Genomic DNA, 19,676 nt, shown 5'->3' with positions numbered 1-19,676 from the left:
CGACTTCGATCATGGCTGGTTGGCTTCCAGCCAGCGTTTTAACTCTTCCCTTACTCTGCGTGACTCCATAAGAAATTCCGGACTAACGGTCTCTTTCTGCAGACGGATCTTCTGGTCCAGGGCTTCCAGCCGCTGGGTATCAATGTCAATATTATAACTTCGGATGTATTCGATCATGGCCAGGGCAGGCCCGTTCAGAATCTGTTGTGTGTGAGTAAACATGGGCATCTCTTGGAAGGGATCCGCAACAGGGCAGTTCACGGATATATCGGCAACCCCTCGCTGAATAGAAGTGTTGTAAAGAATGAATCATGGAAGGTTCACATTATGGCACGCCCCAATATTCTGGAACGCCGGCAGATTCTGGCCCGCGCTCTTGATCCGTTCTGGCGCAACGGTTACGAAGGGACTTCGCTTAAACAGCTGGAAGAAGCGACCGGTTTGAATCCGGGCAGTCTCTACCACCACTTCTCGAACAAAAAAGATCTGTTCCGCCATGTTCTGCTCTATTACATTGAAGAGCAGCTGCTGACCCGGCTGAACCACTATCGACGCAATCACCCGCCACTGGAAAGCCTGCGGCTGTTTTTCTCAACCAGCTATCGTCATGACGATATTCAGGATTATCGATGTGGCTGCCTGCTGGTGATGGCCATGACTGAAGGTCACCGGGATACTCTCTCCCCTCTGATAAGAGAAGCAGTGGTGAAACTTGAGGAGGGCTTTGCCAACGCCTTGGCTGCGGCCGGAAAATCAAAAGAACATAGCCGTATATTGCTGGATCGTTACATTGCCCTGCAGCTCTCCGGACACCTGCAGGGGAGTCGGAAAAAGCTCGATAAATATGTGGCGCGAATATTTGCCGCACTTCCAGACCAGAAAAGCGGAGCTGAACTTGTATAATGGGCGTTTTGTTGAATCAGCAGCCGACGTCCCATGAGCATTACCAATCTTATTGTCCATCGAATTGAACGCCAGCCTGATGCGGAAACCTCCGAGCTGCGCACCCGTGCCACCCCATTGGCCAGCAACAATATATCCGAAGGTTTTCTCGAGGATCTGGTTGCCGCCTACAACAAGAAAGGCGACAAAGGTCATGGTGCATTCGGTGGTGAAGCCACACCATTCCGCACCCAGTTAGAAGACTACCTTGAAGAACGGGAGTCATTTACCGACTTCAGTCTGACCGTGGCCGAAGGCCTGAAAAACAAACTGGATGAAGCCGGCATGTTCCCTGGCGGCTTTATTGTCGTTGCCCATTACACCAGCGGCCTGACCAACTACCTGTTGGTTGCAACCCTGCCGCCATCAACCAGCACGACCATCACCGAGAATCTGGAACTGACCGATACGATGCATATCGATCTGGCCCGTATCAGTCTTGCGGCCCGTATCAATCTGAGTGAGTGGCAGGGCAACCAGACCAGCTCCCGCTATATCTCCTGGATCAAGCCTAAGGCAGGTCGTCGCCTGAGTGATTGCCTCACCACATTTGTGGGTTGTGAAGAAACTGGTGATACCAAGAACGACACCAAGCAGTTGATGGGCGCCGTAGCCGACTACTGCAAAACCATTGAGTCGGATTCCGAACGCAACACGGTTAAGAAGAAAGTCTTTGAATACTGCGACGGCCAGCTGCAGGAGTACAAGACCATTTCTCTGGATGAGCTGTCTGCCCATGTGAACCAGGAATCCCCGGACAGCTTTGAGCGTTTTATCAATACCCGCGACTATGATGTGATGCCGGAGATACAGCCGAGCCGTGGTCAGCTGAAGAAACTTATTCGCTTTGCAGGTCGGGACAAAGGAATTAATATCGCGTTCGACTCCGATGTTCTGGGAACCCGCATCCAGTACGACAAGGAAAGGGATACCATCACCATTATTGGTGTACCGGATTCACTCAAGAAGCAACTTCAAGAAATTTGATTCCGTCATAGCGAACAGTCCTGAAGGCCTACTATTGAGTTAACAGGATGTTCATGCCTTCAGGGGGCACAATGGATAAGCTGCGCAGTATTCGGGTATGGGATATTCCTACCCGGCTGTTCCACTGGCTACTGGTTCTCAGTGTTGCCGGCTTGTGGTACACCGGCGAAGAAGGGGATATGGATCGCCATGTGATCCTTGGTTTTGTTGTGCTCAGCCTGCTGATATTCCGGCTGTTCTGGGGATTTTGGGGTGGCGACCTCAGCCGCTTCAAGGCTTTCCAGCTATCCCCTAAAACCACAATCCGCTTTCTGAAAAATGGTATGAAAACGGATTACCCCGGCCATAACCCTCTGGGCAGCTGGGGCGTGGTGTTTATCCTGCTCTGTCTGACCGTGCAGGTCGTTACCGGTCTGTTCTCTAACGACAGCATTCTGTTTGATGGCCCGCTGGTACGGTTTGTCAGCGGCGATTTCAGCAGCCTGATGACCACCATCCACTCCATCAACTTCGATATCCTGCTGGGTATTCTGGCTGTGCATATTGCCGGCGTGCTGTTCCATATTATCTTCCACAAGGAAGATATCCTGCAGGGTATGATTCATGGCCGCCGTAAGATCAGCAGCCGCTATGAAGAACCGGACCGTGGCTCCTGGGAAGTTCTGGCCGTCGCCATACTGGTTGCCGTAATGGTGATCACCTGGATGCTGGATCTGATCTAATACTCAACTTCACAGATATTGGGAGGTGGTGGTCTGATGTTTCCAAAGGCCATGGATGGCCGACTAGCACCGCTGGGCAGGGACTGCCCATGGGTGCGGGAAACAGCAGGCTACCATCCAGCAAGCGCTCCTCGTCCAGACTCCACCCAATCCGCCGATAACGCTTTGATAGAAAGGCGTTATCGGTGACTTTTATGTCCATGCAGGTTCCAGGTGGTGGCGGTATCCGCCCCTTACAGCCACCCACAACACAACCTCCCATATCCAGACCCGGGCAGCAGCCGGCACAGCCTCAGGTTGATCAGCCGCCAGCTACCGGAGGCAGAGCCGGACCACAGCTTCACGGCATCAATCAATTCAGCTCTGAGCCGGTATCCCCTGAACTTGCCCAGATGAACAGCTGGCTGCAGTCACATCAACAGGCCGCGCCGCCAGCACCGCCCCTACCCCGCTCCCATCCTCCAATGCCACCGATGCATCCCCATGAAACCATGGCAATGCAGGGTATGGATCATATGGCCAGAGATTTGGGCATCCCTCCAGCCGCCGCACACGATTTCGGACGGGGAATCGATCAGGATCGCTCTCGTCTGATGTCCCTTGCCGATCAGATTGGCATTCCAAGAGAACAGGCCATGGACTTTCTGAAAGGTATGCAGAGAACCGGGCGCCAGATGGATATACCGCCTGACCGCATGCAGGCCATGATGGAACACCGGAGTTCAGAAACCGATACCCGGTTGATGGAAGTGATGCGCGAAGAGGCCGGGCAACTAGGCATTCCTCCTCGGCGATTTATGGCGATGGGTAATGCCCTGATGAATAACGATAAGGCGTTCTATATGCAGCTCGGTCAGCGGGCAGGATTGCAGCCAGATCAATTAGAACAGCTGGAAGGCAAAATCCGGATGACCTTCGAGCAGCTGGAAGCCCGCCCCGGCATTGGTGGTGAAAAGGTCATGCGTATGGCGATGGATGACCAGATCAAAACCCGGGTCGCCAATGCCGGCAAAAAACTGGGTATCCCTCCACAGGAAAGCCTGAGACTGGCCTTCACCTTTATCGAAGAAGGGGCAGAAGGCATGAAGAGGTTTGCTGCTGAGCTGAAACTGGCCAATAAAGCGGACGCCTTCCTGCAAAGTCTTGAGCAGATCAAGGCTCAGGCTCCCAAAGAGGTTGTTCACCGGGGCATCGAGTCCTTCCGGGATGTGAAGGAACAACGCCATATGGCCCATCAGCTGGGCATTGATGGCAAACCGATGGACTGGCGCACTTCCGGATCAGACAACCAGAAGCCCGGCTTTGCCTTCATGCGCCCGATGGCCCGAATGATGCGGGCCGTCGGTGATCAGGACTTCAACAATATCCGCCATCACAAGATGGAACAGCTGATGGAGCACAATAAGAAGGAGCTGCAGAAATTTGATGACGGCAAATCTGCGCTCTTTTCTCCGGAGCTGAAGGCCAAAGCCCAACAGAAGGCAGATCATCTTCAAGAGCAGAACAAGGCTCTACTGAGTGAATTCAAAAAGATGGAAGATGCCGGCACCACACCTCCTCCCTCAAAAAGCGTGAAAATTGAGCTGGCTGAACAGGTTGACCACCTCAAACAGCGCATTGCCTATCTCACCAAGCTGTCGTCATCCATGGGCGATGAAGGGCCAATGGTCCATGGTCCGGTTATTGAAGATATGAAGAAGAACCTGGACGTGGCTCAGAACAAACTAAAGGCACTGCAGGGCTGATTTTTCAGGATACCGGGCAGTTTGCCGATAGGCATTCTCAATGCCTGACGCTTGCTGAATCAGGTTTTGGGAGTCAGATATGTCCATGAATGTGAATGGTGGCGGCGGTGTTCGTCCGCTCGGTCCACCACCACAACAGACGCAGGTTCAAAAGACGGGTCCCCAGTCAGACCCGAGAGCGGCCGAGCAACAGAGACCCGGGCAGTCAGGGCCGGTCATCAATAGCGTCAACCAGTTTACCAGCCAGCCGGTCAGCAATGATCTGCAACAGCTGCAGCAGTGGCTGAATAATCTGAGGAATGCGGACAGGCCCGAGCTTCAAAAGCCACTGACTTCCACTCCCCAGCAGCAACCTCAGGTCGCTCCGCAACAGCAGCCGCCATCTCAGGAGCCGCATCCATTACAGACAGCACAGAAACAAAAGGAACAGGCTCCACAGGCAACCAAACCCGAGAACAAGCCTGAGCCGAAAAAGACGGAAGCTCCACCTGCCAAACCCGCTCCGGCAGAAACAGCTCCCACTAAAAAACCGTCTGAAGAAAAGAAGGCCGAGGATAAAAAGCCTCCAGCCAAGCCCGAGATACCACCACCGCCTCCAGAGCTCACCAAAAAGCAGAGCCAGATGCTCACCTTGGGCCTCTCTAAAATGGCCGACTCTCTGGACGTTAATAAATCAGATCTGGCGCGACTGGCCTTTGCCAAAGCCAGTGGCAATGACGGGCAGTTCTTCTTCCAGTTGGGCAAGATGAATCACTCCCCGACCAGCTCTATGGGGAAAAAGATTCAAATGGGGCTGGAGAAACTGTTCAAAGCTGTGGATGGCCCGAAAGCCCGCATGGCCGATGCTGTCGTCCCCAGCATTGTTGCGGATGACGTTGCCCGCATGGCCAAAGCTTCAAAACTGATCCCCAGTCAGGTTCTAGATCTCGGGGCACTGACCCATAACGAAGGGGATCGTTTTAAAGAGCTGGCCGGAAAAATGGGCATCCCCGCAGACAAAGCCGACAAAATCATGGATGGCTTCAAGGCTCTCGGAAACCAGTTCGACCTGAGCGCAGAAGAGTTGGACAAGATGCTTGGCCAGACCTCGCAGTCGGTCAATACCTTCCTTGGGCGAGAGTTCAAATCCGCAGCCCAGAGCCTGAAAATGGAACCTCAGGTCTTTAATGATCTTGCCAATGCGGTGATGACCAAAGACACCGGCAAGTTCAAAAAGATTGCTAAAGAAGCCGGCATTGATAGCAGCCGTGTGCAACAAACGCTGACCAACACCACCAAAGCCCTCGTGAATATTCGGAAGAATCCCGCCGTTTCCACCGAGAAGCTGCTGCGCTTCTCCAAAGATGCAGGCGTTCAGAGTCGTATAGAAAGTGCGGGGAAAGAGTTCGGGCTAAAGCCGGATCAAGCCATGATGATGGCCGGCGCTTTTGTTGATGAAGGGTTGATCGGTTTTGCCGAGCTCAGCAAAGAGTACGGTCTAAAGCGCAGTAATGACTTTCTGAACAAGCTGGAAGAGATAGAGAAACAGCAGGGCGATGGCGCCTTGATGCTCTCAACCAATAATGTGGAAAGCATTATTGCCCAGCGTCGTCTGGTGAAAGACCTGAAACTGCAGACCAAACCAATCAGCTGGAATACCACCGATCCGGCACCGTTCAAACCGCCGCATCGTGGTGCCTTCGATTTTTTCAAACCCGTGAGCACTTTACTGAAAAGCATCCAGGACTCGACAACTCAGGCTGCTGGCAAAATCGCCGCCCACAATGTTCAGATGGCTTCCGACAAGGTGCGCTATGCAGCATTGAATAACGATCTGAAAAAAGTCCGTGGTGATATTCGCAGTCTGGAAGGTAAACGAAGAAACCCGTTCCTGCTGATTATCCGCAACAAAATTAATAATCAGCTCAATGGCGCCAGACGTGCAGAAAAGCGCATTCTAGATGAGATCGGCAAGATTAAAGATCGGGGTAACCAACCATCACCGGCTGAAGCCGCCAAACTGGAAATTCAGGGCAAGCTCAACGAGTTGAAAGACAAGTACAACAATATTCTGGAAAAGACTCAGAAAGATCCCCTGGTGGTGATGCTTTCACAATCCAAGGTTACGCATCTGAAGGATCAGATCAGTGTCCTGGAAAAACAATTGAAGAAACTCTGACAGGCTGAATCATGGCATCTGAAAACATCGCACCTGAAAAGATTGGCCGCAGCGTACAGCGGGTCTATCGACACTACAAAAAACACTACGACGACATCAACACCCTGTTCACCATGACCGGGCTGGATGTTCCAAACAGTGCTTCCATCCCTCCTGGCCAGCTCCCAGGTGATCTACTGTCCCTGAAAGAGAAAGCCGATAACAGCCTCAACCATTTAAAGCAGCACACCGGGAATGTGGATGAACTGGCGGCTCTGGATGCACGAAAGCTACCCCAACAGAAACCGGATCTTTGTGCTGCACTGGTGAAATATCGAAAAGATCTTGATGAACTGTTTTCAGCAATTCAGGCGGTACGGGCCAAAGCTCCGAAACCGAAGAAGAAAGCAACTGGCAAGGCCAGAACCAAAAAGTTCTGATTCTGGCCTGATTGGATACTGACGGAGCCTTACTTGAACTTGTAAGGCTTGTGGCAGGAGCCACAGGTGTCAGCAACAGCCTTGAAGGCCGGGATACTGGCTTTCAGATCACCACCAGCAGCCGCAACCTGTAGCTTGGCAGCTGCTTCTGCAAACTCAGCCATCTTCTTGTCAAAGTCGGCCTTATCTTCCCAGATAGCTGGCTTGGCTTTGGAATCGGAATTCATGTAGGTAGAAGATTCAAAGCCGGTAGCAGACCACTGGGCCAGCACAGCCAGACGCTCGGCATCAGTTTTGTACTGTTCGGCATTGAACTTGGCCTTGCCTTTGACCATGGCTCCCATATCACCGAAGTAGGTTGCAACCAGACCCATCTGGGCTTTACGCAGGTCTACAGCATCATCAGCCTTGTTGAATTCCATGGCCTGGGCAGACATGGCACCGGCAGCCAGCACAGCTGGAAGAATAAATTTTGCGACAGATCGACTGATCATCAGGGCGGCTCCACTCGAAATGGTTCTGTTTTTTATCACAGTGGGCCCACTTCATTAGCGTCTTCGATTTCATCAGCAGATGCTAATAGATGCCCACAATGAATGAATCATAGCCGATCAGTCACTCTCCTCAAAGGCACCCTGCCATTCAAAAGCAACCGTCCATCTGCCTACCGCCCGGAACAGGGATGGCTGGCGCCCGGCCCTCAGCAATATTTTCCAGAAAACAGGCATACTGATGCCGGGCCGCTTCCTGCTGGAAAACGACATGATGACCGGACTTGATGCCGTCTTCGGCATAACGAACAACCGCTGCTGTACGACCATCCCGATTCCCTGCAACCGTAGACACCCACTGCTGATAACCGGCCAGCTCCAGATCAGGCAAAAGCTGCTCAGTCTCAGATACAGGCAACTCAGCACCAAACAGATCGGTTCCCAAAGCCACCAGCAGCGGCTTCTGGTTATATAAGCCAACCCAGTCATCAAAGTAGCCTTCGACGATCAAGGTATGCGGCGCATTTATGGACGCATAGGCATCACGATTCCAGCGGGCTGCATTGATGGCAAAGTCCACAGACGAGAGTGCCTGCTGAGAAAGAAGCCAAAGCGGATGGAATGGATCATCGACCACATCATTCTTGCCGGTAAAGTAGAACAGCGGCTCCAGAATATTGCCCAGAGGCTCGGAACCTGTCACCGAGAGGTTCATCACCAGCCCAAGGTTATAACTGCCTGCTCCTGAGCCAATCACACCCTGGAAAGGTTTCGGATCAATCGCAGCCTGAGCAATTGCGGTCATGGCGCCCAGGGACTGGCCCATAACCACCTGGGTGTCATTATCGAAACGCAGCCAGCCATCAGCAGACTCTGCTCCCGGACACAGACTGGAGTCCACTTCCAGATTCTCAATCAACCGACGGAACAGAACCCGTTCCACCACCGACTGCTCGAAGTTACCGCGCATGGAATCCAGGTTCATAAAGTTATAGGTGCCGATATTGAGGGACAGGCCGGGGATCAGATCGGCAATCACGTTCAGAAAACCGGTACTGTCTTCATGGTCCGCGCCCATATGGCCGCCCATTCCGGCAGTCGCCCAGCCGCGCTGACCTGCAACCTGTGCCGGACTGCCGTCTTGACTCAGCGTGCCATCTGCCAGCGTTTCACCACGCTGATGCGCCTGATCGGCATAACCAGCCGTACCATGGTTGTAGAACATCATCGGGTAGCCATCTGCAGGCATGTCTGTCCGGGGAATGGTAATCACCAGCGGCGTTTCCCGCTGATATTGAACGACAGGGTTACCCTGATGATCATATTTGATCTTGCCGCCGGTCAGGGCGTAGGGGAACAGGCCTGACTGTAATCCCGGCACATTCCAGCTGGAACCAATCACACAATACTCCGGCGTCATCTCCAGCTGGCGGAACTCACTGGCCGGAGCAGGAGCCGGCTGCTCACTGGCCCAACGTCCCAGATTACCCATCACCGAAGAAGGGTGACCGGTTGTCCATACTATGGCACCAATCACATCGTCACTGGCAATACCGTCATAGCGCAGCTGCTCAGCCAACGGTGCATAAATAGCCAGAGCCCGGCTGGCATCGGCGGATTTAATTTTTCCATCTACCGAACGGGGATCACGTCTATCAAGCAGAGCCGTGAGTACCGGATTAGGAACCAGATTATTGGCATGGTCTGGAGAAACCTCTCGAGTCACCACCAGTGCATATTGGGTATTTTCTTTCAACGGCTTGCCGGCTGGCAGAACCTGAAGCAAGCCATCCGGACGATACTCATCGCCCTTTTCCCGATAGGAGACGCGAACGGGATAACGGGTTCCCCGTTCATCGGAACGCGGATCAATATCCACCAGCTGGATGCTGGCATCGGCCCGGGCATAGCTGCGCGGATCAGATGACAGGCTCAGATAATCCGGAGAGATATTGCCTTCAAAACGCATATACAGCGGCAGGTTGGGGGCAAAACCAAAACGGTCCTGCTCCGCCCAGCGCACATAGTTGCCAATGGTAATATTCAGCGGCTGTGGGAAACTGTTGAAGTCGATGGAACCATCGTCATTACGACGCAGGTCCGAGGGAAATCCGGAATCGAAGAAACCTTTCTTGCCACTGAGATCCAGCACCATTTGCTTGTCTTCATAACAACCTGACAGGAACATCAGCAAAACACTGAATCCGCACCATTGCAGTACAGATTGAAATTTCATGGGGTCTGACCTTCTTATTATTATCCGACCCAAGTTACCACTAAAACTACAAGAAGCCTTATCGCACCAGCGCAGTGCAACGCTGTCATTCTGGTCAACCCCAAACAAAAACAGGCCGCAATTGCGACCTGTTGTTTAACGCAGAAGAATCTTACACGTTGAAGCGGAAGTGCATGACATCGCCATCTTTAACGATGTATTCCTTACCTTCCAGACGCAGAAGACCAGCTTCCTTGGCGCCCTTCTCACCGTTGCACTTGATGAAATCATCATAGGCGGTCACTTCCGCACGGATAAAACCGCGCATAAAGTCAGTGTGGATAACACCAGCCGCCTGTGGAGCGGTTGCGCCTACAGGAACAGTCCAGGCGCGAACTTCCTTCACACCGGCAGTGAAGTAAGTCTGCAGGTTCAGCAGCTCATAACCGGCACGGATTACACGGTCCAGACCCGGCTCTTCCATACCCAGATCAGCCAGGAACTCGGCCTTCTCTTCATCTTCCAGCTCAGCGATTTCCGCTTCCAGCTTGTTGCAAACCGGCACAACCACAGCATTTTCAGCGGCTGCGAACTCACGCACCTTGTCCAGATAAGGGTTGTTTTCAAAACCATCTTCATCAACGTTGGCGATATACATGGTTGGCTTGGAAGTCAGCAGGAAGAACTGCTTCATGATCTTCTTCTCGTCATCGCTCAGGGCAACGGAACGAGCGGACTTGCCTTCTTCAAAGGCCGGGATCAGTTTTTCCAGAACGGCGATCTGAGCCTTTGCGTCCTTGTCGCCACCTTTGGCCACACGCACCAGACGCTGCATCTGCTTCTCGCAGCTGTCCAGGTCAGCCATGATCAGTTCCATATTGATGATTTCGATATCAGCAATAGGATCGATGCGGTTGGCAACGTGAATCACGTTGTCGTTTTCAAAGCAGCGAACAACGTGGGCAATCGCGTCAGTTTCACGGATGTTGGCCAGGAACTTGTTACCCAGACCTTCACCCTTGGATGCGCCCTCTACCAGACCGGCGATATCCACGAATTCCATGGTGGTAGGCAGAACACGCTCAGGTTTTACGATGGCGGCCAGAGCCTGCAGACGCGGATCAGGCATTGGCACGATGCCGGAGTTTGGCTCGATGGTGCAGAACGGAAAGTTCTCGGCATCAATGCCCGCTTTGGTCAAAGCGTTGAACAGCGTGGACTTGCCCACGTTTGGCAGACCAACGATGCCGCAGTTAAAACCCATGGTGGTATCCCGTAGAAAGTTGTCAGGAACTGAGAAATTTAAAGGCGGGAATTATACGAGCCCTCTTCTATAGGTGCAAAAGTGGCTCACCGTAACCTTAGGGTTAGCGTTCAGGAATTATAGACTCGGAGTCACGAAAGGTGCGGTTAATCGGCACGGTGACATAGCCTTTGCAATGAACATTCCGAAAATCATAGTAAGCCGCATAGGAGACGCCCAGTGATGGGTAGGAGCAGAAGTCGATATCATCCACATTCCAGAGCCTGACCAGCTGCCGCCCCCGGCTGACTTCCATCAATTCAAACAGAGACTGTCTGGCCGTACTGTGATTGGTATTCAGAAAGACCGTGGTATTGGTCATATTCAATGGCAGTCGGGAGAAGTCCTTTGAAGAGTAGGCATAGGGCCCGGCAAAGGCCGCTGCGGTATTCAGAAAAAGCGATAGCTCATCAATGGTGGTGTTGTAGGTGGAGTTGTCCGGACTGATCATCCGGGTAGCATTATCCAGCAAAAAATTCCCGCCATTGACTACGACGATAATACGTCCGGCCATATCCTTGACCAGCGGCCACTTCCAGCCTTTGGGAGCCTGTTGTTTGGCATCATTCAGGGAAACAATATGCCGGGGCTTATAAAGCTTGTTGCCGAACACTTTTTTCAACAGCCAGGACAAATCACTGAACTGGCGCATTTGCCCCTTTTGACTCCAGCGCTGCTTCTTATCCAGAAAAATCGTCACGGGAAAATGTCCCGGATTGCGATCACTCCAATCGTTAATATCTTTCAGGCAGGCTGACAGGCTACCCGGTGCAGAACAATTACTGTGGTTTCCATACAGGCTGCCCCAGGCACCATGACGCACATACCAGTCTCTTTTCATACCAGTACTGAGTGGCAGAGGGCTGTAGGTATCCCAGATATCAATCTCTACAGCTGTTACATGATCCAGCGTTTTTGAGAATGGTAACTCTTCGCCGGTTTCATCTGTAAACAGGTGGGGTTCATAGCAGTTATGACAGGCAACCTGGGAGACACGATTAAAGCGCACATTCCAGACCCTTGGATCAATCGCAGCACTTTGCCACCAGCGCCCCTCAATACGGGACTTGCCCTTCGGATCACGATCTCCCTGTGAAGGTGTTGTGAATAGCAACAATAGAATGGCCAGACCTAAAGCCAGCGATACCTGTCGATCATCAACACGCCTTTCCCAAAGACCCTTCATAAGAATCTGCCCGATTCCTTTCGTTTCCCCAAAGCTTAGAGCCTATTCACAACCTTTACACGGCCTGCAAAGCATTCATGCCTGATTGAATCTCTAAGGATTATATTCCCCGGTGCAATACCGTTTTTTGGGAACTCAGTCACACTGGCACCCCTGCTACACCTACAAAATACGACACACGTTGTATGCAAATAGGCGCAATGTAATAATTCTTAAAAAAAGACCAGGGACGGCGAGGCGGCCTGCGATCCAGGCTACCAATAACAAATCGAAGAATAATAACGCCTGTAACAATCGGGACTAACAGATGTCGAACAACTTCAGGACAACGCCTGCGAGGGGCTTATTGTCCTTATTCTCTCGCCCAGAAACCCTTAAAACGGTCTTCGGTACCCTCTCCATCCTATGCTCCCTGCAGATTGCCACCACAGTTCATGCTGTTGAGCCTGCGGCTCTGGAAGGTGTGGAGCTGAGTGATCAGCAGAGTCTGGTACGCGGTAACGGCATTGAGCCGTCGTCACTGGACCCGCAGATGATCGAAACCAAATCCGACGGCAATATCGCCATTGACCTGTTTGAAGGCCTGGTGACTCAGGATCTTGATGGTAATGTGATTCCCGGTGCTGCCGAGTCGTGGTCGGTTTCACCGGACAGTAAGACCTTCACCTTTATCCTGCGGGACGGGCTGAAATGGTCCGATGGCTCGCCACTGACAACCGCAGACTTCGTTTACAGCTTCCGCCGTTTGGCAGATCCCAAGACCAAAGCGCCCTTTGTCTGGTATCTGAAGAACTCCGCTATCACCAACGCCTCAGAAATTGCCGATGGTAAAAAAGCGCCGGAAACCCTCGGAGTACTGGCTCTGGATGATAAAACCCTGCAGATCTCCCTGGATAAGCCCATCCCCTACTTTGTAAAAATGCTGGGGCACTTCTCCATGGCACCGGTTCCGCAGAACCTGATCGAGCAATACGGCAGTGACTGGACCAAGGTAGGAAACCTGGTCACCAATGGCGCATACAAACTCAAGAGTCACGAGCCTGAAAAGTCCATCGTACTGGAGCGTAACAGCCATTACTGGAATGACAGCGAGACAGTGATTAACGAAGTCACCTTCGTGCCAGTCAAAGATGCGACCAATGAGTTTACGCTGTACACCGAAGACAAGATCGATATGACATCCACCATTCCGTTGGATGAGTTCCGTTCACTGAAGCGCAAGTATCCTGAGCAGATTCATATATCTCCCCAGAGCAGTGTTTATTTCTACTACTTCAATACCCGCAAAAAGCCTTTTGACGATGTTCGGGTCAGAAAAGCACTCTCCTACACCATCAACCGTGAGCTGATTGCCAAGTACATCATGCGACAGGGGCAGGTTCCGGCCTACGGTTTCACCCCGGAACATATGAGCGGCTTTATCAAGCCGGAGCTGGGTTACGAACTGCAGACCCGTAAAGAGCGGGAAGATGAAGCCAGAAGGCTGCTCGCGGAAGCTGGTTACGGCAAATCCAACCCGCTGGAAGTCACCATCTCCCTGAACGACCTGCATGCACATACCAAGACTGCACTGGCGATTGCCCAGATGTGGAAGAAAGAGCTGGGTATCAAGGTCAAGACCCGTCGGGTGGACTTCAAAGAGCTGATGGCCAGTACCAAGGCCGGCAATTACGATATCGCCCGTTTTGGCTGGGTTGCAGACTACAACGATCCATCATCCATGCTGGCTCTCTGGCTTGGCGACAACGACTACAACTTCTCCGGCTGGAAAAGTGCCGAGTTTGACCAGATTCTGAACGATGCCATGGTCACTCAGGACAAGCAGAAGCGCGAGCGGATGTACTCCCTTGCAGAGAAGACTGTAATCGATGAAATGCCTTTTGCCCCGATCTACACCTACGTTTCCAACAGGCTGGTGAAGACCCATGTCGGCGGCTATCCGCCCAACAATGCGGATAATGTTCTGACCCGTAACCTCTTTATCATCAAGAACGAAAGCTGATAGAGCCACCTCCGCCTATCCCCTGAACCATTGTGTTCAGGGGGTATTTTCTAATCAGACATCTTCTCCACCAGCACAGCTGGCTTCTCCATCAGACAGGCTTTTGACTCCGTTCACTCGCGTTTTCGTCGATATATGTTGGGCACATCCAGCGCACCGGGTCGATGTAAATGCAAAGTAGTGAGTTGTTGCCATGAAAGTCTATTGCCAGTATCTGGCTTATCTCATCATTATTGTGGCCTTCTGTGAGCTGGTCACAGCCGCCCAGCCAGGCGATATGCCCGGTGATGGCCGCCACACCGCCCTGTATAAAGAGCTGGAGCAGCAACAGCACGATCAGCAGCAGGCCCGTATAGAACACCGCTTCAACCAGCTGAAGAGCTGGTTCTCCGAGCAAGAGTTGAACATGATGTCCGGCGACCAGCCGGGTATCCATTGGCTTGCTCTGCAGCCAGAACAAAGGATCGCAGTTCACAGCTTTCTGATGACAGCTCTGAGCCAACAGGGTTACCTGCAGCTGAACCAGCAAATTCGGATGCTCAACACACTTACCGAAATAGGTTCCACCTCGGCTGATGCCAGTATCCGGTTATCTCTGACAGACACGGATAAAAGTGCGCAGGTGATGCTGAGAGGCGCCAATATCCTGCTGTCGGTGATTCGCCAGCAGCAGATGTGGGATATCGAGACTCTGGCTTTTGGTCAGTGGCCAAGACAGATTCCACCCGCCCCGATGCCTGACCTGTCGTCACAACAGTCTGTTTACCCTTACCGCCATTGGCAGGAATCTATGGGGACGGCCTTCAACAGCCAGACTCTGACACTGGCAGCCGATCTGCTCAGAAGCCTTTCGGACCAACAACTGAGCATGGCCTGTATGGGAGAGATGGTCAGCCCGCGCCAGTGCACCATGAAGTCTTCAGAGCAAAGCCAAACAGCGTCTCAACCCATAACGCCCTTGATGGCTGAAGAACTGAGCGCCCGGGGTCGTTTTCTTCTGCACGAACTGATTATGAACCTGTCGGGCAATCTGCTGAGCAGCGGCTCTTCAGGTGCTGCAGGGCTGACCTGGACAGGTCTGGTACCACGGAAAGCCAACACACAGACTTACTCGACCTATGCCTTTACGCTAACGCTCAAACAAGGAGAGGCGCTGTGGCAAGTGGTGGTGATGGATAATGAGTCCATGCTCGGTATGACTATCAGCTACAGCCGTGACGGTAAATCACTTAAAGACCTTTGGAAGCATTCTGCACCGCTGCAACTCGCTGAAACGAATCAGGTTGAGCCTGCTTCGCAAAACGAATTATCACCCACACTCCTTCCGGCCGGCGGTATGCAGGAGCCAACACTTGATGAGCAAGAAGGACCGGTCTGGTTAAAAAGCCCTGCGTTTTTAAATGGCCTGACATTTTCCATGGGCTACCAGAATCAAAAGGTGGAGCCCGGTCAGGTGTTTATACCGGTGGTCGAAGTCAAAAAGGACGGTCGTATCCACAAAAATATAAAAGTCAGTGTGACCCTGTTGATGAAAGACAGAGAAGAACCCTGGCTTGAAGACCACCCACTATCATTCCGCGCGGAAGAGCAAAGCTACCAGGCTGAAATCAATCTTCCAGAAAATGTTCCCGGCGATGCCCTGACTATTATTTTCAGTATCCATGAACCCGGCACTCGCTTTGAAGGTGTGTATGAGTATCCGGTGCCCCTCACCACTTCCCAATAACCAATCCCCAATAACCAATCACATTAAAATCACAGCAAATACCCGACACCTGTCTTCATTATTTGCACCATAGTACAAAAAAAGGCATCTTTGTTCCGGCTGAAGATTTGACTGACGCAGTATCAGTCATCAATTGTCGTTTCAGCGGGTAATGGCCTGCTGTATCCCTCTCGGATAGTCCACAAAAAGAATAATAAAATCAGGGGACCCGACAATGCATCGTATCGCCGTCTGGGCAGGGGCTGCAGCCTTGCTCGCTGGCTGCAAACTGCCCGGAAGTTTTCCGGAGCAGGAGCACATCTGCACCTTTGATGGTGCCAGGGAGCAGGAAAGAACTGCTTCTGCCGCCAACGTATCCACTCCCATCATCAACACTGCGGAAGTGAATGGCATTGTTTACAACATTGCCCTGGGGCAAATCCCGGTTATCGCTCCCGGAGATACTGTTACCCTGACGGGCAGTGGCCTTGGTGCCGGCCCGGATATTGATTTTACCAAGATCATGATAGGCAAAAGCCGGGTTCTGGAATCTGACCTGACCATGTTCGAGCAAAAGCTCGCCATTCAGGATGAAGTCAATTATGAGACGACGAAAGTCGTTGATCGCTGGAACAAGGATATTCTGTCCTGGGAGAACAGCCGGGTCAGCTTCACCGTGCCTGTGCATGTTGAAAGCGGTGAACTGGCACTGACCCTGCAGATTCAAAAGCGGGATGGTTATAACTCGTCGTATACCCGCCCCGGTGAACCGCACAATGTGATCGATGCCATTACCCGCCGGATCATTGGTGATTTCGATCACAAATGCGATGTGGTTTCCAAACTCTCCGAAGAACCTTACGGCACCAGTCTGACAGTTCAGGTGAACAACCCGGGGTTTGAAGAACTGGTGCGAGAAGGCCGCGAAGTGTTCTGGTCTTTTGATTATAACCTGGGTCTGGCCCACCAGTTCCGGGATCTGAGCTGGGATGCCATCTTCCAGTACAACTCGATAGACCCGGTTGCCGGTGGTTCAGCCTGGGATCTGGAAAACCTGTTCGGTGCCTACCCGAACGTACCCGGCCAGGTACCGGATGAAGCGATCAAGCCAGTGCACTTTGACCGCTACCCCATGCCTTCACCAATTCCCGGCCTGCTGGGCACCGGTCCGCAAAAACACTCCGGTATGACGACAAATACCGGTTGGGCCGGCTATCGCTACGCCGAAGCTGTCGATCCTTATAAGGGTGATGGCTCATGGGCCGGCTTTAACTGTGCATCCTGCCATGGCAACCGGATTACCTGGGAGCGTGCTCCGGGGGATATCGTCACCAAGATTGTTCCCGGCCTGCCTAACCCGAAATGGTCAATGAAGTGGGCAATCCTGCAGCACAAGGATGGCCTGCAAACCAAAACCTTTGAGGGTATCTATACCAAAGAGGATGGTCCGGCCTTTATGCCCGGCAATAAGGATGTGGCCAAGGATCTGCTGATCTACCACATGCCTCAGGGCGCCGGTGAGCACAATATGATCCGGATTGTCGGTGAAGGTTCTGAGACTGACAACGATAACCAGTTCTCTCCCATCGCGATTCCCAACGTGACTTTCTACACCGGTATACGACGCTCGCTGTCCCATACCGAGAGCTATGTTGGCTTTGAGGGTTCCTACATTCACTCGGAAGAACCGGACGGTGCCATGGGTGCCATGTATGCCCAGCCGTTGAAGGCGCTGACCGCTTACATGACCACTCTCGACCAGTATGACGATGAGCTGCGCAACGTGGGTCTCTACCGGTGGCTTCGTCATAAAGGCCTAATGCCCGGTGATGCTCCCGGCTCCGAAGGCGCCTTTGTGCAGACCGGCTGGCAGAACATTCCGTCAGTCAGCGCGACTGTTGCCCGCGGCAAGCAAACTTATGACAAAGCCTGTGCCAGCTGTCATACCGACAAGGTTGGTCTCCACACCAATGAACAGATGATTCCTCTCTCTGAAGTGGGCCGCTTCTTCGCGCCTACGATTTACCAGAAGAACCAACAGTCTATCCGGGTCTCCTTCCTGCGGGATATCTACTGGACCCAGCAGCGCGGGCTGCTCTCTGACGGCCATGTGCGGAATATTGAAGATCTGGTGAATCCGCAACGCTGTCAGGAAGGTTCATCGCTCTATAACCGTTACTACACGCTGCATCCTGCACTCAACGATGCCAGCAAGTCGTTCCCGGATGAGATTGATCCTTACCCATCACTCAACCGCAAAGGCGATGTCTTCCGGGTGCCGGTACCGGTGATTGAGAAGAAGAACGATATCCACCAGAAGCGGAAGCGCTTTATCAAGCGCCATCGCTACTTTGTACGGCCTGACTTTGATGACCAATACTTCTATTGGGATTTCCAGAAAATGCGCCGTGAATGGGGGCAGGACGAAATGGGCGCACCCGCCCCTATCGGTATGCCGGCAACACCACACCCCTGGTGTGCCGAGAAGGCAGAAGATATGAATGATCTGGTGACCTATCTGCTAACGCTGTAGCCAGAAAGACCACCAGAAAATAAAAACAGAAGAAGCCCCCGTTTTACCGGGGGCAATTTAATAAAAGCCATAACAAGGACACCCCATGAAAGGACGGCTTACCCGCTCACTGGCATTGCTGGCCGGTCTTGCCCTGACCTCAGCCGGTATCGCACCGGCTTTCGCAGACGACTCGGACAACCTGCGGGCCATGACGCTCAACATCCGCCACAAGACCTCCGGCGATGAAGGTGATATCGCCTGGAAAGGCCGGTTTGGCGCCGTGATCCGCAGTGTTCAGGCCAATAACCCGGATATTCTCGGCACCCAGGAAGGTTACTACTCCCAGCTACGTTCTCTGGAAACCGGCTACAACCATGCCGGCGGCGAGGAAGGTACAGCGTTTATCCGACTCTGGGAAAAGGCCGGCGCCAAGATCGGCAATGACTACCACAGAATCGGCCAGGGGATGGGTGGAATCACCATTAGCGAATACAACGCCATCTACGTGCGCAAAAGCCGCTTCGATATTCTCGAGAAGGGTAACAAGTGGTATGGCTTTGATGGTCTGAAAAACTCGGCTGTGGAAGCCTGGCTGGAGCAAGGGTTTGCCAATGTTGTTGTGAATATCGGTACCGCTGCCATTCCAGTGCTGGAGACTGTTGCTGTCGATTTCGGCGCATTCAAACCCCGTCATCTCACTTATGCCAAACTGCGTGACAAGACTTCCGGTCGGATCACCTGGGTGTTCAACACCAAGATGTACGACAACAATAATCCGGAGACCGTTGATGGCCTGCAGCTGACTGCGGCACGCTCTTACGCCCTTGGTCAGCTTCGCCAGTTTATCTTCGAGAAAGCAACGACTGAAGATGGTCGTGTAGAGCCAGTTGTTCTGCTTGGCAGTTATGGAGCCAACTACCTGAACCTGCCAATGTCGTTGACTCTCTCGACCATCCAGAATGGTACAGCCATGAATGACGACTTCTATCGTCTGAATGCCCGCTGGTATGCCCTGGGCACACTGCCGGATGAATCAGAAACCTTCCATAACTTTGGCAAGATCGCCGGTCGCTTTGGCAGCCCTGTGTACCCCATTGACTGGACCTACAGCATGGGCCATGCCAGTGATGGTAAAGGTCTGACCCGGAAGAAGTCCGCGATAGATAAAACCATGCATCAGGGATACCGTAATGGTGGACTGGTTTACCCATCCGACCATTACCCGGTTATCACTGACTACAGCTTCCAGTAAGACATGTCCTCTCCGGTTGAATAGAAGACAGCTT

General features: G+C 52.6%; 15 protein-coding genes. 10 read left to right on the top strand and 5 right to left on the bottom strand.

From position 1 onward, the window contains the following. Window positions 1-9: 9 nt before the first annotated feature. Complete coding sequence (locus tag EHSB41UT_RS00755) at window positions 10-222, bottom strand: hypothetical protein (protein WP_133060335.1); 213 nt, start codon at window positions 220-222, stop codon at window positions 10-12. A gap of 105 nt (window positions 223-327) precedes the next feature. Between EHSB41UT_RS00755 and EHSB41UT_RS00750 the strand changes: the two genes are divergently transcribed. From EHSB41UT_RS00750 to EHSB41UT_RS00725, 6 genes are all read left to right on the top strand, one after another. Further along, window positions 328-903 carry a TetR/AcrR family transcriptional regulator gene (locus EHSB41UT_RS00750; protein WP_087105924.1) on the top strand — a complete coding sequence of 192 codons (576 nt, stop codon included), beginning with the start codon at window positions 328-330 and terminating at the stop codon, window positions 901-903. A gap of 33 nt (window positions 904-936) precedes the next feature. Next, entirely contained in the window at window positions 937-1,929 is a 993-nt protein-coding gene (locus tag EHSB41UT_RS00745) for a nucleoid-associated protein (RefSeq protein ID WP_087105922.1), read from the top strand. A 71-nt stretch (window positions 1,930-2,000) separates the two neighbouring features. Then, entirely contained in the window at window positions 2,001-2,651 is a 651-nt protein-coding gene (locus EHSB41UT_RS00740; protein ID WP_165767109.1) for a cytochrome b/b6 domain-containing protein, read from the top strand. 194 nt (window positions 2,652-2,845) lie between these two features. Further along, on the top strand, window positions 2,846-4,396 hold the full coding sequence (locus EHSB41UT_RS00735; protein WP_087105918.1) for a hypothetical protein: 1,551 nt from the start codon (window positions 2,846-2,848) through the stop codon (window positions 4,394-4,396). 79 nt (window positions 4,397-4,475) lie between these two features. Next, a complete protein-coding gene (locus EHSB41UT_RS00730; protein ID WP_087105917.1) occupies window positions 4,476-6,554 on the top strand; it encodes a hypothetical protein in 2,079 nt (692 codons plus the stop codon). An 11-nt stretch (window positions 6,555-6,565) separates the two neighbouring features. After that, window positions 6,566-6,973 carry a hypothetical protein gene (locus EHSB41UT_RS00725; protein ID WP_087105915.1) on the top strand — a complete coding sequence of 136 codons (408 nt, stop codon included), beginning with the start codon at window positions 6,566-6,568 and terminating at the stop codon, window positions 6,971-6,973. 29 nt (window positions 6,974-7,002) lie between these two features. On the opposite strand, the gene EHSB41UT_RS00720 is transcribed toward EHSB41UT_RS00725, so the two are convergent. From EHSB41UT_RS00720 to EHSB41UT_RS00705, 4 genes are all read right to left on the bottom strand, one after another. Beyond that, on the bottom strand, window positions 7,003-7,467 hold the full coding sequence (locus EHSB41UT_RS00720) for a c-type cytochrome (RefSeq protein ID WP_087105913.1): 465 nt from the start codon (window positions 7,465-7,467) through the stop codon (window positions 7,003-7,005). A 148-nt stretch (window positions 7,468-7,615) separates the two neighbouring features. Next, on the bottom strand, window positions 7,616-9,700 hold the full coding sequence (locus tag EHSB41UT_RS00715) for a hypothetical protein (RefSeq protein ID WP_087105911.1): 2,085 nt from the start codon (window positions 9,698-9,700) through the stop codon (window positions 7,616-7,618). Window positions 9,701-9,851: 151 nt separating this feature from the next. After that, the gene (gene ychF, locus EHSB41UT_RS00710) at window positions 9,852-10,943 is read right to left on the bottom strand and encodes a redox-regulated ATPase YchF (protein ID WP_087105909.1); all 1,092 of its coding nucleotides are present in this window, start codon (window positions 10,941-10,943) and stop codon (window positions 9,852-9,854) included. Between the two features lie 103 nt (window positions 10,944-11,046). Beyond that, window positions 11,047-12,168: a Ca2+-dependent phosphoinositide-specific phospholipase C gene (locus EHSB41UT_RS00705; protein WP_087105908.1), complete on the bottom strand. Its 1,122-nt coding sequence runs from the start codon at window positions 12,166-12,168 to the stop codon at window positions 11,047-11,049. 346 nt (window positions 12,169-12,514) lie between these two features. On the opposite strand from EHSB41UT_RS00705, the gene EHSB41UT_RS00700 reads away from it, so the two are divergent. The 4 genes from EHSB41UT_RS00700 to EHSB41UT_RS00685 all read left to right on the top strand — a co-directional run bounded on the left by EHSB41UT_RS00700 (window position 12,515) and on the right by EHSB41UT_RS00685 (window position 19,642). Beyond that, on the top strand, window positions 12,515-14,170 hold the full coding sequence (locus EHSB41UT_RS00700) for a peptide ABC transporter substrate-binding protein (protein ID WP_165767108.1): 1,656 nt from the start codon (window positions 12,515-12,517) through the stop codon (window positions 14,168-14,170). Between the two features lie 193 nt (window positions 14,171-14,363). Beyond that, window positions 14,364-15,896 (top strand): DUF3500 domain-containing protein, encoded by a 1,533-nt coding sequence (locus EHSB41UT_RS00695; RefSeq protein WP_087105905.1) that lies wholly within the window; start codon window positions 14,364-14,366, stop codon window positions 15,894-15,896. 214 nt (window positions 15,897-16,110) lie between these two features. Continuing rightward, window positions 16,111-18,408 carry a hypothetical protein gene (locus EHSB41UT_RS00690; RefSeq protein WP_087105903.1) on the top strand — a complete coding sequence of 766 codons (2,298 nt, stop codon included), beginning with the start codon at window positions 16,111-16,113 and terminating at the stop codon, window positions 18,406-18,408. A gap of 85 nt (window positions 18,409-18,493) precedes the next feature. Then, on the top strand, window positions 18,494-19,642 hold the full coding sequence (locus EHSB41UT_RS00685) for an exonuclease/endonuclease/phosphatase family protein (RefSeq protein WP_087105901.1): 1,149 nt from the start codon (window positions 18,494-18,496) through the stop codon (window positions 19,640-19,642). Window positions 19,643-19,676: the final 34 nt, after the last annotated feature.

The organism is Parendozoicomonas haliclonae (assembly GCF_900174585.1).
Classification (GTDB): Bacteria; Pseudomonadota; Gammaproteobacteria; order Pseudomonadales; family Endozoicomonadaceae; genus Sansalvadorimonas; species Sansalvadorimonas haliclonae.
The sequence above is the reverse complement of the archived record's forward strand: the minus strand, read 5'-3'. Positions and strand labels throughout refer to the sequence as shown.

Excerpts from the sequence above, each read along its gene's own strand:
- EHSB41UT_RS00705 (WP_087105908.1), bottom strand. The coding sequence starts at position 12,168 with ATGAAGGGTCTTTGGGAAAGGCGTGTTGATGATCGACAGGTATCGCTG.
- EHSB41UT_RS00745 (WP_087105922.1), top strand. The coding sequence starts at position 937 with ATGAGCATTACCAATCTTATTGTCCATCGAATTGAACGCCAGCCTGAT.
- EHSB41UT_RS00725 (WP_087105915.1), top strand. The coding sequence starts at position 6,566 with ATGGCATCTGAAAACATCGCACCTGAAAAGATTGGCCGCAGCGTACAG.
- EHSB41UT_RS00720 (WP_087105913.1), bottom strand. The coding sequence starts at position 7,467 with ATGATCAGTCGATCTGTCGCAAAATTTATTCTTCCAGCTGTGCTGGCT.
- EHSB41UT_RS00750 (WP_087105924.1), top strand. The coding sequence starts at position 328 with ATGGCACGCCCCAATATTCTGGAACGCCGGCAGATTCTGGCCCGCGCT.
- EHSB41UT_RS00740 (WP_165767109.1), top strand. The coding sequence starts at position 2,001 with ATGGATAAGCTGCGCAGTATTCGGGTATGGGATATTCCTACCCGGCTG.
- EHSB41UT_RS00735 (WP_087105918.1), top strand. The coding sequence starts at position 2,846 with ATGTCCATGCAGGTTCCAGGTGGTGGCGGTATCCGCCCCTTACAGCCA.
- EHSB41UT_RS00755 (WP_133060335.1), bottom strand. The coding sequence starts at position 222 with ATGTTTACTCACACACAACAGATTCTGAACGGGCCTGCCCTGGCCATG.
- EHSB41UT_RS00715 (WP_087105911.1), bottom strand. The coding sequence starts at position 9,700 with ATGAAATTTCAATCTGTACTGCAATGGTGCGGATTCAGTGTTTTGCTG.
- EHSB41UT_RS00730 (WP_087105917.1), top strand. The coding sequence starts at position 4,476 with ATGTCCATGAATGTGAATGGTGGCGGCGGTGTTCGTCCGCTCGGTCCA.
- EHSB41UT_RS00690 (WP_087105903.1), top strand. The coding sequence starts at position 16,111 with ATGCATCGTATCGCCGTCTGGGCAGGGGCTGCAGCCTTGCTCGCTGGC.
- ychF (WP_087105909.1), bottom strand. The coding sequence starts at position 10,943 with ATGGGTTTTAACTGCGGCATCGTTGGTCTGCCAAACGTGGGCAAGTCC.
- EHSB41UT_RS00695 (WP_087105905.1), top strand. The coding sequence starts at position 14,364 with ATGAAAGTCTATTGCCAGTATCTGGCTTATCTCATCATTATTGTGGCC.
- EHSB41UT_RS00685 (WP_087105901.1), top strand. The coding sequence starts at position 18,494 with ATGAAAGGACGGCTTACCCGCTCACTGGCATTGCTGGCCGGTCTTGCC.